General features: G+C 29.5%; 12 protein-coding genes. 8 read left to right on the top strand and 4 right to left on the bottom strand.

Annotated features, from left to right (window positions below):
- Positions 1–13: 13 nt before the first annotated feature.
- Positions 14–136, top strand: a complete 123-nt coding sequence (locus V7Q02_RS10785) for a hypothetical protein (RefSeq protein WP_333861028.1) — start codon at positions 14–16, stop codon at positions 134–136.
- A 47-nt stretch (positions 137–183) separates the two neighbouring features.
- On the opposite strand, the gene V7Q02_RS10780 is transcribed toward V7Q02_RS10785, so the two are convergent.
- The 3 genes from V7Q02_RS10780 to V7Q02_RS10770 form a co-directional block, all read right to left on the bottom strand.
- Positions 184–822: an amino acid ABC transporter permease gene (locus V7Q02_RS10780; protein WP_333861027.1), complete on the bottom strand. Its 639-nt coding sequence runs from the start codon at positions 820–822 to the stop codon at positions 184–186.
- Positions 823–842: 20 nt separating this feature from the next.
- Positions 843–1,649: an amino acid ABC transporter substrate-binding protein gene (locus V7Q02_RS10775; protein WP_333861026.1), complete on the bottom strand. Its 807-nt coding sequence runs from the start codon at positions 1,647–1,649 to the stop codon at positions 843–845.
- A gap of 192 nt (positions 1,650–1,841) precedes the next feature.
- Positions 1,842–4,904, bottom strand: coding sequence for an insulinase family protein (locus V7Q02_RS10770; RefSeq protein ID WP_333861025.1), 3,063 nt, complete (start codon positions 4,902–4,904; stop codon positions 1,842–1,844).
- Between the two features lie 341 nt (positions 4,905–5,245).
- Here V7Q02_RS10770 and wsfD point away from each other — a divergent pair, with 341 nt between their 5' ends.
- Genes wsfD through V7Q02_RS10735 form a run of 7 tightly spaced genes read left to right on the top strand, consistent with a single transcriptional unit; the run spans position 5,246 to position 15,280 of the window.
- Complete coding sequence (gene wsfD, locus V7Q02_RS10765; RefSeq protein WP_333861024.1) at positions 5,246–6,703, top strand: glycan biosynthesis hexose transferase WsfD; 1,458 nt, start codon at positions 5,246–5,248, stop codon at positions 6,701–6,703.
- Positions 6,704–6,728: 25 nt separating this feature from the next.
- A complete protein-coding gene (locus V7Q02_RS10760; protein ID WP_333861023.1) occupies positions 6,729–7,676 on the top strand; it encodes a diguanylate cyclase domain-containing protein in 948 nt (315 codons plus the stop codon).
- Positions 7,666–8,991: a DUF2334 domain-containing protein gene (locus V7Q02_RS10755; protein WP_333861022.1), complete on the top strand. Its 1,326-nt coding sequence runs from the start codon at positions 7,666–7,668 to the stop codon at positions 8,989–8,991. The genes V7Q02_RS10760 and V7Q02_RS10755 overlap by 11 nt, the downstream gene beginning before the upstream one ends.
- Before the next feature lie 14 nt (positions 8,992–9,005).
- A complete protein-coding gene (locus V7Q02_RS10750; protein ID WP_333861021.1) occupies positions 9,006–10,256 on the top strand; it encodes a glycosyltransferase in 1,251 nt (416 codons plus the stop codon).
- 13 nt (positions 10,257–10,269) lie between these two features.
- Complete coding sequence (locus V7Q02_RS10745) at positions 10,270–12,360, top strand: cellulose biosynthesis cyclic di-GMP-binding regulatory protein BcsB (RefSeq protein ID WP_333861020.1); 2,091 nt, start codon at positions 10,270–10,272, stop codon at positions 12,358–12,360.
- 50 nt (positions 12,361–12,410) lie between these two features.
- Positions 12,411–14,354, top strand: coding sequence for an ASKHA domain-containing protein (locus tag V7Q02_RS10740; RefSeq protein WP_333861019.1), 1,944 nt, complete (start codon positions 12,411–12,413; stop codon positions 14,352–14,354).
- A gap of 53 nt (positions 14,355–14,407) precedes the next feature.
- Entirely contained in the window at positions 14,408–15,280 is an 873-nt protein-coding gene (locus tag V7Q02_RS10735) for a uroporphyrinogen decarboxylase family protein (protein ID WP_333861018.1), read from the top strand.
- Positions 15,281–15,341: 61 nt separating this feature from the next.
- Here V7Q02_RS10735 and V7Q02_RS10730 read toward each other — a convergent pair whose 3' ends face one another.
- Positions 15,342–15,962, bottom strand: a complete 621-nt coding sequence (locus tag V7Q02_RS10730) for a GGDEF domain-containing protein (RefSeq protein WP_333861017.1) — start codon at positions 15,960–15,962, stop codon at positions 15,342–15,344.
- Between the last annotated feature and the right edge of the window lie 146 nt (positions 15,963–16,108).

Raw genomic sequence — 16,108 nt, 5'->3', positions numbered from 1 at the left:
AAGGAGGTATAAAATGAAAGATACTAAAAAATTCAAAATAACCATGGAAGTAATAGAAGAATGTTTAGAAGAGTGTCTGGAAAATGATAATATATATAAAAATAAAGAAAAGCCAAATTTCGTTAGTACCAGATAACGAAATTTAACTTCCTAAAAATTGATCTTGCAAAAATATGCAATAAGTTATTTTACAGAATATTTCTTTTCTAATTGTCTAAAACCTATAACCAAAACTGAAGTTATGAGAAGATATAGGGCTGCAGCTATGAAGAAAGGAGTAATTGTAAAATCACGAGTTACCACTTCTTTTGCTGCCCTTAAAAGATCACCAACTCCGATAGTAGCTACTAGGGCTGAATCTTTTACTAAGTTTATACTTTCGTTACACACGGCAGGAAGTACATTTCTAATAGCCTGGGGAATGATTATTCTTGTTATGGTTTCATAGTAATTCATTCCTAAAGCTTTTGCAGCTTCAAATTGTCCTTTATCTATGGATTCAATGCCTGCTCTGAATATTTCTGCCAAATATGCAGCATAATTTATGGTAAAGGCTAAACTTGCAGCAGCTAGTGGCGATAATCTTATGCCAATTACAGGAAGACCAAAGTATGTAAAAAATAGCTGTAATAACAGAGGTGTTCCTCTAAAAGCCCAGGTATATAAGCTTAATATAGCTTTTAAAGGCTTGATCTTAGATATTTTTCCTACAGCAACTATACCTCCAAGAGGTATAGAAAAAATAGCCGTTATGAAAAACAATTCTATAGTTATTAAGCTTCCCTTAAGTATAAATCCTGTAATGTCCATAAGTTCAGACACGCAAATCACATCCTAATCAATTATTTTGTAACTATATTTTTACCAAACCACTTTTGAGATATTTTATCTGCGGTTCCGTCACTTTTTATAGTATTTAATGCTTCGTTTAGTTTTTCTTTAAAACTTGTATCTGTTTTTCTGATACCTACACCGTAATCTTCTACGCCAAAATTATCATCCAGTATTTTATATAAACCAGGTTTCTTTTCTATGTAATATCTTCCTACAACTTCATCTACTATTACTGCATCTGTACGCCCCTGACTTAAATCTAAGAGTGCTTCTGTGTTGTTTGAATATTTTCTAACTTCTTTTAAAGATTTAGAGGTAGAAGTATCTGCTTTTAATGCTTTTTCACTGGTGCTTCCCATTTGTAATCCTACTGTTTTACTTGATAAATCCTTTTTATTGTTTATAGTGGAATCTTTTTGTACTACTATTATCTGTTTGTTTTGAAGATATACCTCTGAAAAATCTATTTGCTTTTTCCTCTCTTCAGATATGCTTAAACCATTCCATATGACATCTATATCTTTATTATTTAAACTAAGTATTACTCCATCCCAGTCAACAGGTTTGAACTCAACTTTAACTCCCAGTTTTTCAGCTACTGCTTTTGCCATATCTATGTCAAATCCTACTATTTGACCTTTTTCGTCTCTAAATCCCATTGGAGGGAAGCTGTCATCTAGTCCTACTATAAATTTACCTTTTGATTTTATATCATCCCAGGATGTATCCTTTGACTTTTGAGTTTGTCCACATCCTGTAAGTAATATTCCCATCAGGAATATTACTATAGTTAAAATTCCAAATTTTTTCTTCATTATTTTATATATCCCCCTATTTGTATGAATTCTAATTACACTAAACATTATAATTTACTGTATTAAATTTGTAAACCAATAAATTATCAGATAAGCAATGATAATGAAGTAATTCATAGAAAAATATATGAAAAAGGAAAAACCCTTAAAGTATAGAAAAAGTGTAAATTACTTTAAGGGAATATTTAATCTTTATTTTCCTGTATCTACAATTTCATTGAATAATTCTTTGTTTTCCTGGATTTTATCACTGGAGCCTTCTAAGAAATATATATTCTGATTCAAAACTTTATCTAACATATTTCCATAATCTCTTATGTCTTCCGGTGTAGTGGAAAGAGCTTCTTTTTCGTATTTTAAAAGATCGTTAGGCGAAAAACCTGTAAGATATATTGAGTCACAGAGGGCACTTTCCACCAGTGGGCCACTGATCTTTAAATTTACAAATTCTTTAATGGCACCTATGATATATTTTGTCATTTCATCCTCTGATGCTTGAAAATTTTTAAGATAATCTACAGTATTTTTAAAAGTTTCAAAGGTTTCTTTTATGTTTGGATCTCTTATGGATGCAAGTATAACTTTTCCATCTGATGAAATGGAGATTTGTCCTCCATAGGCACCGCCGGATGTCCTTAACTCATTCCATAGATATTCCGTATTTAATATATTTTGAAGTACCATCATCTTTCCACTGTAACTATATCCTGTACCTTTTAAAGTTCCACCTTGTAGTATTGTTTGTACTTTGGCAGAAGAAGAAAATGCTATGTTTTTATTGGTTTCTGTAAAAGTATAATCTTGTTGTGGAATATTTTTAGATGTAATTTCAGAACTTATGCGATTTAATTCAGTTTTAAATTTTTTAATGGATGAATTACTTCCGCTGCAGCTTGCTATGAGATTGTTTTTATTAAAAGCAAGCTTATAGGTACTATTTAGGTTTTTACGGATATCCCCCCATTTTGAATCAAAATTATCATCTAAATTCTGTAAGAATTTATAATATGAAACACCAGAAAGTTCTTCATTATATTTTCCGCCTTCGCTCATATAAGAGTTCATAGCCATAAGTGCAGCACTTCCGGAACCAGAGGTAAAAATTGACTGAAGAGCTGTTTTGTTTTGTTCTATGATTTGTTTTATTTTATCTTTATTTTCAAAACTGCTTTCATTTACAATTTCCTTGATTATATCGAGAGATTCATCAATAGTATCCTCAGGTAGTAACATAGATACTATAATTTTAGGAGAATATTTAGTAAGATTTTTACTATCTGTTATTGCAGAAGGTATAAAGCTTATAGGTCCTCCGGCATTTTCCATCATTTTATTTGAAAGCTCCTCAGAAGTATGTTTTTTGGTATCTACACTTCCAAGTAAGGAGGATAATAAACTTAAGTAGTGTAATTCATCCTGTGGAACGCTGGATGTATCAAAGTAAAAATTCAAGGTGGATAGACCATTTAAATCTTGTACATGACTAAGAACTTTTACACCAGATTGATTTTCAACTCTATAGCTTAAATTAGGAAGTTCAAATTCAATGTCATCTAAAGAAAGTTTTGGTAAAGTGTCCAGTGCTTCTTTAGAATCTTCACTTTCTTGCCATGATGTAAAATCTTCAGTATCTTTTACCAGAGAATTAATTGTTGTTTCATCTAAGCTGTTTTTATAAGTCTGAAGCTTTTCTGCAAGAGTTTTGGAAGATGTACTATCAAGACCTACTTCAGGTTTCATTATAACTAGTGAATAATAGTTATTTGTAAGAAAATACTTATTAATGAGGTTTTTGAAGTACTCATTTTCATCTGTTTTTTTGATTTTTTCCATTATATCATCTGTGTCAAAGTACATGGTAGGATCTTTATCATATATCCATGTAGCTAGTGTGGTTTGTGACAGCAGAAGACCTGTTCCGCCAAGAGAAGGCAATATAAGTTCCTCAGAGTTAGCACTTATATCATAAGATGCCAGTGCAGACTTAAGAAAATTCTTATCAAAGCCATTTTTATAGATATCCTGTAATGTACTAAAAATGGTTTGTTTAAAAACTTCACTGGAAGACTCGTTTGAATTAGAGGCATCAATGGAAAATGTAGGCTGAATACCTTCCATATTAAAGGAGGAGGTTACATTTACTGCAATGCCTTTGGCTGCAAGAGCTTTTTTAAGTGGAGCATTATCTGTACCCATAAGCAGATAATTCAAAAAGCTTAGGGATATATTTTCTTCTCTGTTATCTATAGTTCCTGTAACAAAGTTTAAGGAAAGATAAGTTTTATCTTTTGTATCACTGTCCTCTGGTATAGAGTAGTAAACTGTCTTTACAGGTATGTTGGAGAGAGGTTCCTGTGGTTTTATGGAGGTATTTGTTTCTACCTTATCAAATTTACTTAAATAATTCTGGTCAATAAATTCAAGATACTCTTCTATATTTAATTTACCGTATAGATATATATAGCTGTTGGAGGGTGAATAATTTTTTTTGTATGTTGACACTAATTGTTCTATTGTAAGGTTTGGAATTTCTTCAGGATTCCCACCTGCATCCCATCTGTGAGAAGTATCAGGAAAAAGTGATTGCATTTTTGCGTTATGTAAAATGTAATCTGGATTTGAATAATTACCTTTCATCTCGTTGTATACTATACCGTTAATTGACAGGTTAGAATCTGCTGATGGAAGTTCATATCTCCATCCTTCCTGTTTAAATATATTAAAATTTGTAGTAAAATTTGGATAAAATACCCCGTCTAAATATACACTCATTAAATTTTTGAGATCTTTTTCATTTGTACTTGCCACAGGATATGTGGTATAATCACTGCTGGTCATGGCATTGATAAAAGAACCTAAAGAACTTTTTAAAAGCTCTGTAAATGGAGATTTAACAGGATAGTTTTTAGAGCCATCTAAAACTGAGTGTTCAATAATGTGATTTACTCCGGTATTATCTAAAGTGGGAGTGCGGAAACTTATATCAAATACCCTTTGAATGTCTTCATTGCTAACGTACATAAGTTTTGCACCAGTTTTTACATGAGTAAATAACATAACAGAAGAGTTGATTTTTGGTATTTCTTTTATTGAAGTAAGTTCAAATCCATAGTAGGTTTTTCCTATTTCATCACAAGCTGAAATATTTGTATTTGATGCATAGACAACTTTGTTGGAAAGTACCATATTAGACGAAGAAAATAACATAAAAGAAATTACCACTAAAGCAGTGATTTTTTTAAAAAATATTTTCATTACGTATGTCCCCCTTATATTCTTATATAAATATTATTTGACTTTTTGTCTAATTTAATAATTTTTTAAGGTAAAAAAATTATAATATATTAAAAGTCTACTTTTGGTATGTTTTTTGAAATCTGTATGGAGAAAAGCATTTTTTAATAAACAAGCTCCTTTTGAAACTAAGAATGATTTGATAGATGATCTAAATAAATTATAGCATATATTTTCCAAGTGCTCAAATTTATATATTAATTGCCATATAAAATTATTTATTAATTGATTTTCCTTATTGAAAAATAAAAAATGCTATTATAAAATTAATAGTAAAAACTAATTATAAAAGGTAGTTTGTAATGATAAAATTTAGATTTCCTATAAAAAAAATAAAATTTGAAATTTTAACTGCTGTATTGGTGGCATTTATATGTATTGTAACTTTATTTGTAAGACCTATAATTGGCATGTCAGATAATGGAGACTTCAATCGAATAATCAGTCAGAGTGATTTATATTATCTACAAAATAAGGATAAAGATGAAAAGTTTTTGAAATATTTTACTAAAGATTATGGTATTTACAAATATAACAATGAAAATCCGAAATTTATAGTTTCCACCCAGTTGATAGTCACAAAAACAGTTGTTTTTATAAGTAAAATTTTTACTAAAAATTATATATTTGATATAAGAATTTTGGCATTTTTGTATATCTTAATATATATTTTTGGAGCATATTTTATTGTAAAAACATTAACTTTCAATATACATTCTGTTAAATACAAGATTTTTATAACCATTTTATATATTTTTATATTTTGTGATACTGGATATATAGCTTATTTTAATTCTTTCTATGGGGAAGCTACAAGTTTAAGTTTTTTTTTATTTAGTTTAGGAATACTATTTTATATGTGTAAATTTAAAAAGTACAGTATTTTAAATTTATTTATATTTTTTTTATCATCTTTTATCTTTATAGGTTCCAAACAACAGTTGGCACCTGTAGGAATTTTAACGGCAGTTATACTTTTTAGGTTGTTTATGATAAATAAGGCAAAAAGTTTTCGTTATACTGCCCTGGGATTATCAATGATTACTCTACTTTCTTCTTTTTATTTTTACAGGGCCATATCTGGAGATTTTGATTATATAAACAGATATCATGCTATGACTAGGGGAGTGCTTTTGTATCAGTGGGATTCAGATAAGATACTAAAAGAGTTTAATATTAATTCCCAGTACTCCTTGTTACAGGAAACAATATATTTTAATCAAATACCTGTAATTAATCCCGGTGATGATAAATTAAAAAAAGAGTTTTACAGTAAGTATTCTTTTTTTAGCATACTTGGCTTTTATTTGAACAACCCAAAAGTATTTATAAAAATGATAAACTTTGCTGTAATTAATGGATATTCTATTAGGCCTAAGGTAATAGGAAACTATGAAAAGAGAGAGGGAAAAACTCCTGGCAGCAAATCCTATTTTTTTCCCCTGTGGAGTACATTGAAAGAAAAGTATATTCCACATAATTTATTTTTAACTTTGCTATTTTTTGGGATATACTTTATGCTTGCAGGTAAAAGATATATCCTGTTAAGAAAAAAGGAGGATTTGGATTTGCAGTTATATGAAGAAGTATTTGTGTATGTATTTCTAGTGGGAGTATCGCAGATATTTATTTCTATATTGGGAGCTGGAGATGCGGATCTTGGCAAGCACGTATTTATGTTTAACGTTGCATTTGATATTATACTTTTGCATTTTGTTGCACAATTATTAATGTTAAAAATAGAAAAAAGTAAACAGTAACTAATTTTAAGGTTTAGTTGAAACTGTGCTTATAATAAATATATTTTTCTGTTTTGAACAATATGAGAGTATTTTAGAAGATAGTGTTGAAATGAGGTTAAGAAGGGGGACAGGAATAGCTATGGATATTGAAAGTTATAGAAAAAGGATAGATATAGTTATAACGGTATTTATTGCCTGCTTTTTTGTTATATGCATGTCATTTCAATATATTGGGATTAAAGAAAGTTTTGAAAATTACATTATGCTGACATTAGCTATGATAGTAGCACTTATAAGTTATTATACCAATATAACTATTTCTTTAATATCGGTTTTAGTTGTAGATTTTGTATATTCAAGTTACAATCTTTATAAAAATATTGCAAAGGGAATTTCAATAGATGGTAAAGTATACTATTGGATTATTATAATACCTATAATTGCAGTAGTAGTAAGTGCTATGGCAAAATATATACTAGAACTTCAAATTCAGTCAAAAAATATTTATGAGAGTAACAAGAATTTAGTAATGATAGATGAACTTACAGGAATAAGGAACTATTCAGCTCTTTTTAATGAAATTCCCATTTATATGAGCATGGGAAAAAGATATAATATACCTGTTTCACTTATGTTGGTAAAATTTAAATACAGTAGAAAGCTTAAAAGCATTATAGGTAAGCATTTTTTTAAGGATATAATTGTGAAGAGTTCTGAAATATTTGGCAATTCTTTAAGATTAGAAGATAGAAAATATATACTCAATGACGAAGATGCATTTGCTTTTCTACTCATTTGTGATAAAAAGGGATGTGAAATAGTGAAAAAAAGATTTAAGGAAAACATAGAGAAAATAAATCTGGAAAAGGATAGTGTATTTAAAGGTTTAAAGGTGGAAGTGGAAATAGGATATCAGGTGTATAATGAAAATGTAAAAGATGTGATGGATTTTATAAACAAGGCAGAAATGGAAACACATTATGATGTTTAAAGCAAATAGAGTACAGTTTTTAATATGGGTAATAGTATTAATAGTACTTTTAGCTGGAAAAGTTAAAGCACAGGATAACAATGTGTTGATTATATATGATTCTTATAATGAATTTGGCTATAAAGAAAATAAATTGAATTCCCTGGTTCAATCAGTATTAGATGCAGGAGAAGGAGTCGATATAGTAAATATAACTGCTTATTCTGAAAATATACTTGATAAATATAAATTCCTAATTATACTTTTTAATAATTGTTTACAGGCAGTATCTTCTGATTTTAGTAAAAGTTTATTTACATTTAAGGGGAAGATAATGTGGATAGGGAAAAATTTTAATACTTCATTGAATTCTTCGGGAAAAATTCAATATATCGCTGACTTTTCTTCAGAAAGTATAGGTTACGCTGATTTTAGAAAAAAAATATATGTATTTATTAAAGGTACAGGTTGGAAAGAAAGTAATGTATATATATTAATTGATAAAGTATATCCTTTTGTGGATTTAAATGATTTTGTGAAAAAGATAGATTTTTTATACGATCAGGGAATTTCTTTTATATGCAGTGTTATGCCGGTTTATGAAAATTATAATTTTGATGCCATGAAGAACTTTTGTCAGGTACTAAGATACGCCAAAGACAAGGGAGGAGAGATAATATTACATTCTTCCGTACTTTATGGTGAAAATATACCAGGAAAAGATGTAAAAGCTAAAATGGATTTGGCCCAGCAAGTTTATATAAATCACGGAGTTTATCCTATTGCTTTGGATATACCAGAGGGATTTTTATATAAGAAGGATTATAAAGAAATAAATTATTCTTCTGATAATTTATTTATAGAAAAAGATAAAGATATAGGGGTTTTGAATTTTAATGAATATTCCATAGAGCCATTTTATAGAATAATCAATAAAGTGGATATATCAGAGAAGTATATTCATAATAATCTTGAAGATGTACATAATATTGCCTTTGTACTGAATTCAGATTTAAGTATAGGGGATTTTGAAGAGAAAGTACAGTATATTATAAATAAGGGATTTTATTTTAGTGATGCATCACATCTGGATTCTGTAATTAAATTGGGTGGAATGGAATTAAAACATACAGAGTCTGATATATTGTTAAATAATGAATCTACAGGCAAATTGAATAATGATGAGAATACAAAAAAGGCAGAAGACAAAGTGAAAGCTGTGGATATAGGAATTTTATATACACATATTATGAAAGTTACAGGGGTAATATGTATTGTTTTTATAATAATTATTCTGATAAGTAGAAAAATAGATATAAAGAAATTTTTCAAATAAAGGTGTTGTTTAAAATGAACATATTTGATGGGTTAATGCTATATTCTCTAATTGTCATATGGATAACAATATTTTTGAATGTGGTATTAGTTATAGCGGGATATATTTATTATCTGAAGACTTTAAAAATGAACGTAGAAAAAGAGCCGGAAGAGTACCCTTTTGTATCGGTTATGGTTCCTGCTCATAATGAAGCTCTGGTTATAGAAAAAACTGTAAGATCCCTGCTTAATCTGGAGTACCCGGAGGATAAGTATGAAATTATAATTATAAATGACAATTCCAGCGATAACTCTGCAGAAATATTAAAAAAGATACAACATGAGAATCCCTCCAGAAATTTGAACGTGATAAATACAGATAATATTATAGGAGGAAAAGGAAAATCAAATGCCTTAAATATTGGGTTTAACAAAAGTAAGGGAACATTTTTAGCCGTTTATGATGGAGACAATACTCCTGAAAAGATGGCTTTGAAGTATTTGATCCATACTATTTTACAGGATGGAAAATTAGGGGCGGTAATAGGTAAATTCAGATGTATAAATAAACAAAAAAATATTCTCACAAAGTTTATAAACATAGAAACCCTTACTTTTCAATGGATGGCACAGGCAGGCAGATGGCAGTTGTTAAATCTTTGCACCATACCAGGTACTAATTTTGTTATTAGAAGAAGTATTATAGAAAAAATGGGAGGGTGGGATACAAAAGCCATAACAGAGGATACGGAAATAAGTTTTAGATTGTATAGAATGGGATATAAAATAAAATTTATACCCCTTTCAGTAACATGGGAACAGGAACCACAAACACTAAAAGTCTGGTTTAAGCAAAGAAGCAGATGGGCCAAGGGGAATGTATATGTAGTAGTTAAAAATTTTAAATATATATTCACCAAAGAAGGTGGCAGCAGTAGATTTGATGTATTATACTATGTTATGATATATTTCTTTTTTTTATCTTCAGTTATAATTTCAGATGGACTGCTTATACTAGGCTTAACTGAAGTTATAAAGCTGAATATAATAGGGTACAGCTTTATATTATGGATTATGGCCTATTTTGTTTTTTGCTTGTCTATATTTATTGCCATATCTACAGAAAAAGGAGAATTAAATTTAAATAATTGTATGAATATATTTATTATGTATTTTACTTATTGTAAGCTTTGGGGAATTGTGGCAGGCCTTGGGTTGTATAATTTTATTAAGGATATTATTTTTAAAAGGGAAGTAAAATGGTATAAAACTGAAAGGTTTTAATTAAGGGGGAAAAATGGGAGTATATAGATATTTGAAGTATATATTAATAGTGCTGATAATAGGAATTATAAATATAAATTTATTTTGTTTTACAGTTGATGCCGCTCCTTACAACCTGAAGTATAAAACTTTTGCTTTAAAAAATGATGTTAATCTAAAAGGGGTATTTTCTTCTCATTCTTTATATTTTACAGTAGATAAATATATGCAGGTGGATTCTTTAGAAGCAAATATATTTTTTTCATTAAGTGAATTGATTACTAATGAAGAAAAGTCTACACTTACGTTGTCCATAAATGGAAATTATTTTTATTCAGTTGGATTAAGCTACAATGATTCACAGGACATTCAAACTTTTAAAGTAACTATACCTACTGAAATGGTAAAGTACGGTTCAAATGTATTGAATATGGAGATTTACAAAAGAATATCTGATAAGCCCTGTACAGATGACGTGAACAATGGAAATTGGATAACATTAAAAGGTGAATCCAATGTAGTAATGGCATTTACAGATAAAGAAAGTACAAATAGTATATCTGAATTTACATATTCTTTTATTAAAGTTAATGAAGAATCCCAATATAATTCTGTAATAGCAATTCCCGATAATTATAAGGAGGGGGAATTGACAGCTGCACTTATGCTTCAGACTTATTTGGGAAAAGGAAATGAAGATAAAAACTATGATGGCATAATTGTTAAATACTCCAATATACCGGAGGATAAGGATATTATATATTTGGGAGGAATTAATGATTTACCTGAAAAACTGAAACCTTTATACAAGGACTTATCAAAAGAAGATTACAACAATTGTGCTGTAATAAAGAAAAATGATTCGCCATTTAATTCTAATAATAAAATAATGACTGTAATAAGTGAAAGTTCAGATATGCTAGTAAAATCTGCAAAATTATTAATGAACAAAGATTTGACAGCTCAGTTAAATGAGGATACTTTTAAAGTAGACAAAAATATAGAAGTAGATAATAATCTGTCACAACAAAAGTCAAAGATTACATTTAAAGACATGGGGATTAAGCAATTGGATTTAAAAGGACCTTTTACTCAAAGTGCCTCTTTAAGTTATAGTCTTCCTGTAAATAGAAAGCTGTCTAAAGGAGCTAAGATAAATGTTTTTATGCGATACTCTCAAAATTTAGATTTTAATCGCTCTCTAGCAACTATATATGTGAATAATACTCCAATAGGCAGTAAGAAATTGGATAAGGATAGATGTAATGGAGATGAGTTGGAATTAGCAATTCCCACAGATATTAATGTATCCAATTTTATGGATATAAAGATTGTATTTGATCTTGAACAAGTTAATTCCAACTGTGAATTTAGGGAGGAAGAAACACCTTGGGCTCTTGTAACAGGGGAATCCTATATATATGTGCCCACCAATAAATTAAACTTTTATGAGTTTTCTACCTACCCCCAACCTTTTATTTCAGAAGGACAATTTAATGATGTGGCACTTGTAGTACCAAAAGATTTATCTGAAAATGAAATTGAAGGAATAAGCAAAATTTTTTCCTATATGGGAAGGTATATAAATTATAATACAGGTACTTTAAAGGTGATAAAAGAAGATAATTTTTCTGATAAATATAATAACATGAATCTCATAGTATATGGTACTCCTGAGAGAAATAAACTAGTAAAAAACATGAATTCTAATATGTGGTTTAAATATAATGATAGTTATAACTCTTTTACAAGAAATGAAAAATTATACTTAACAGAACCTTACAATTCAAATATATCAATTTTTCAGTTTGATGTATCACCCTACAATAAAAATAAAGCTGTTTTATTAGTAACATCACCTAAGCAGGATTTGCTTTTAAATTCCCTCATGTTCTTATCTTATGAAAAACAAATTGCAAAACTCTCTGGAGATTGTGTAATAATAGATAACTTTGGGAACATAAGTACTTTTAAATTTAAAAAGCAGAATACAGAATCCATATATGACAAATTTAAAGATATAGGAAGTTCTGCTAAAGGTTTTATGATATTTATGGGATTATTCATATTTTTTATTGTAATATCCATAGTGTTGTATAAATTTAAAAACAAGAAATTTAAGTAAAAATCATGGTAAAGTTATTTTAGCTTTTAAATTAAAAGAGGTGGGAGCTAATGGAGGTAAATCTTATTTTTCAACCTACAGGCCTCAGAGGCAAAATATCTTCGGGAGAAACTATTTTAGCAGCCTGTCAAAAATTTGGCGTTAATTTAGAGTCTCCCTGCGGGGGGAATGGAACCTGTGGAAAATGTAAGGTTAAATTGGAGAAAATATCATATAATGAACATAGTAGTTTGGGCGGGAGCAGCAGTTTCAAAATTACAGAAAAAGAAAGAGAACTTTTAACAGAAAAAGAACAATTGGAGAATTTTAGGTTAGCTTGTTGTACCAGAATAACCGAAGACATAGTAGTTTTTGTACCTGAGAAAAGTAATAGGGAAGAGCAAAGAGTTCTTGAAACTGCATCATCAAAATCAGTACCTTTAAATCCTGGAGTGAAAAAATATTATATAGAATTGAAAGAACCAACATTGGAGGACTGTAGAGATGATTTTACTCGGGTTAAAGATGAGCTGCTGCACAAATACAGAAATCTAAAAGAACATATTTTTATGGATTATAAAGTAATGCAGAATTTATCTTTACTATTGAGGAAAGACAAGTATAAGATAACTGTGACGTTGTGGATGGATAAGGAAATTATATCTGTAGAACCTGGATTCAATGAAGATATATATGGAGTAGCCGTGGATATAGGCACCACAACTATTGTAGCTGCTTTATGTGATTTATCCAGTGGCAAGGTAATAAATAGGGCTTCGGGTTTAAATCCTCAAGTTATATATGGAGAAGATATACTATCTAGAATTTCTTATTGCAGTGTTAACGAAAATGGTCTTGAAAATATGCATAATTTAATTATCAAAGAGATAAATAGATTAATAAGGGAATTAGCTGATTCAATAAATGGGGATATAAGTCAGATTTATGACGTAGTAATGGTATTTAACACTGTTATGCATCATATAGCTTTAAACATAAATCCTGAATATCTTGGACAATCTCCTTTCACACCTGTTACATCCAAGGGGTTAAATATTAAATCCAGGGAATTAGGCATAAATATATGTAAGGGGGCTTATATTTGCAGTCTTCCCATTGAAGGAGGTTTTGTAGGTTCAGATAATGTTTCTGTATTAATTTCTCAGGAAATCTACAAACAAGATAAAATGCTTATGATAATTGATATTGGAACAAATGGTGAAATAAATTTTGGAAATAGAGAAGGGGTGTTTTCCACTTCCTGTGCAACGGGTCCTGCATTAGAAGGGGCACAGATAAAGTATGGCATGAGAGCAGCCTCGGGAGCTATTGAGAGAGTGAAAATAAATTCCATGTCTTTAGAAGCTGATTTTAAGGTGATTGGAGAGGATAAATGGAATAATGCAATTAATGTAGGTGGTGTAAAAGGGATATGCGGCTCTGGAATAATAGATGCTGTGGCAGAGATGTATAAAAGCGGGATAATAGGAAAAGATGGAACTTTCGATAAAAAAATAGTATGCTCTAGAATCCGCAGGGATGAAAATGGAAAAATGGAGTATGTATTGGCATGGAAACAGCATACTTCCATAGGAAAGGATATTTCTATAACACAAAAAGATGTAAGATCCGTTCAACTTGCTAAATCAGCATTATATGCAGGGGCAAAAATGCTTATGAAAAAAAGGAATGTGGACTCTGTAGAAGGGGTTATATTGGCAGGTGCCTTTGGCAGTTATATTAATAAAGAAAATGCTCTTGTTATAGGGTTGTTTCCAGATTGTGATTTAAATAATGTAGTAGTTGTAGGAAATGCTGCAGGTGAAGGAGCTAAAATAGCTCTTTTAAGTACAGACAAAAGAACTGAAGCTGAGGAAGTGGCTAAAGATGTACAGTTTATTGAGTGCGCAGCAGAAAAGGACTTTGAAATGGAGTTTTATAATGCTATGAATTTTCCACACAGCGAGGATGAATTTCCACATATCAAGCATATTCTTGATGGTATTTCAAAGTGATATTATATCTAAAGGGCAAGAGGCTGCTTAAAGTGAAAAGGATGGGATAGATAATGAATTTACATATTGATTCCATATGTAAGGGTGAAAGAATGGAGCAAATTCCAGCATCAGTTTTAAATGAAACAGGTATATATTTTGGAGATGCGCATTTCAAAAAAGAATATATGGCTGTTGTTTCTGAAAAAATAAAAGAGTTTGATAAGAAATGCATCTGCCATGTGCCTTTTTCTGTGACTGTAGAAGCAGAAGCTTTTGGTGCTGGAGTAAGGTTAGATGAATATAGCAATGGCATTCTAATAGATGGCTTTAAGTATTCTAAAATTGAAGAACTTTCAGAACTCTATGAATTTGATCTTGATAAAGGTAGGATAAAAGAGGTATTAGATTGTATTGAAATATTAAATAAAAGGGGAAATATTGTAGCACTTAATATAGAAGCACCTTTTACCATATTAACTTTACTAATAGACAATTTAACTATTTATAGGGGACTGATCCGGCAAAGTGATATTATCTACAATGCACTTTTAACTATACAAAATAGTATTAGAAAATATATTATTAGATCCTTGGAAAAAGGTGCCAGAATAATATCTTATGCAGATCCCAGTGGTGATATAAATATTATAGGTCCTGAAATTTATAAAAAATTCAGTGGTTATATGTCCTATGGACTTATAAAGAGTTTAGAGGATTATATTGATAACTCTATAATACATCTTTGTGCAAGAACTTCTCTGCCTTTTGAAAAATCGGGTTTTTGCAGGTCAACTCCTGTGGAAATTAAAAAAGACATTACATATGGAGAAGCTATTTGTAGTGTATTAGACGAAAAAAATATTAAGGTTTTGGGTCATAATTGTATAAATTGCAGTAATGAAATAGTGAAAGATTCTATCATTTGGAGACTTGATTTAACGTAAAAAGGCGGAATTCTCCCATCTTCTATAGTTGGTCGAATTCGCCTTTATTAAATATAAATAATTATCTACTATATTTTTTAAACAAATCATCAAGAGCTTCTCTTAGAAGAAATGCTTCAGTTCTAACAGTTGCTTTAGAAAGTTTGGCAAGTCTGTCAAGTTGAGTTTTAGTAAAATAATTTGATTTTAAAACCATACTTTCTGCTTCTGAAAGACATATTTTATTTTTGCCCAATTCTTTTGCCCTAAATAAAGCACTATCTGCTACTCTAAAAAGTTCAACTACATTCTTTGCATCTCTAGGATAGCTTGATACTCCAAAGCTTAAGGTGAAATAAATGTTTTCTGTTTTAGTATTATTACTTACACTAAATGTGTTGTCTGATAGGTATCTTCTTATTTCTTCCAATTCCATAAAACTTCTTTCAGCACCTTTTTTTATAAGTAGTATATTAAATTCATCACCATTTCTACAAAAGAAATCAGTAGCAGATAAATTATTATTTAAAATTGAAATAAGTTTTTTTATCACTTCATCACCTATAGAGTCACCATATAAATAATTCAAATTTTTAAAATCATCAATATCAGCAATTGCCACGCTAAAGGGCCCTTCATTTTTAGATATTAGCTCCTCCATTTTAGATATTATCTTTTCCTTTGAAACAAATATATTATTCATAATGAACCTCCATATAATCTTTAGCTTAATAAATATAATTATATTGAAATAATAATTTAATAACAATATATTATGTATAATTTTTAATTATACGCGTTGTGCTAGTTAATATTTTATAAGAAAAACCCTAACAAAAATTAATCACC

Source organism: Clostridium sp., assembly GCF_036781005.1.
Taxonomy (GTDB): domain Bacteria; phylum Bacillota; class Clostridia; order Clostridiales; family Clostridiaceae; genus Clostridium_B.
This window is presented reverse-complemented; position numbering and strand designations above follow the sequence as displayed.

Coding starts and splice junctions, on each gene's coding strand:
- V7Q02_RS10735 (WP_333861018.1), top strand. CDS start 14,408: ATGAATTTACATATTGATTCCATATGTAAGGGTGAAAGAATGGAGCAA.
- V7Q02_RS10785 (WP_333861028.1), top strand. CDS start 14: ATGAAAGATACTAAAAAATTCAAAATAACCATGGAAGTAATAGAAGAA.
- V7Q02_RS10740 (WP_333861019.1), top strand. CDS start 12,411: ATGGAGGTAAATCTTATTTTTCAACCTACAGGCCTCAGAGGCAAAATA.
- V7Q02_RS10730 (WP_333861017.1), bottom strand. CDS start 15,962: ATGAATAATATATTTGTTTCAAAGGAAAAGATAATATCTAAAATGGAG.
- V7Q02_RS10755 (WP_333861022.1), top strand. CDS start 7,666: ATGATGTTTAAAGCAAATAGAGTACAGTTTTTAATATGGGTAATAGTA.
- V7Q02_RS10745 (WP_333861020.1), top strand. CDS start 10,270: ATGGGAGTATATAGATATTTGAAGTATATATTAATAGTGCTGATAATA.
- V7Q02_RS10750 (WP_333861021.1), top strand. CDS start 9,006: ATGAACATATTTGATGGGTTAATGCTATATTCTCTAATTGTCATATGG.
- V7Q02_RS10770 (WP_333861025.1), bottom strand. CDS start 4,904: ATGAAAATATTTTTTAAAAAAATCACTGCTTTAGTGGTAATTTCTTTT.
- V7Q02_RS10775 (WP_333861026.1), bottom strand. CDS start 1,649: ATGAAGAAAAAATTTGGAATTTTAACTATAGTAATATTCCTGATGGGA.
- wsfD (WP_333861024.1), top strand. CDS start 5,246: ATGATAAAATTTAGATTTCCTATAAAAAAAATAAAATTTGAAATTTTA.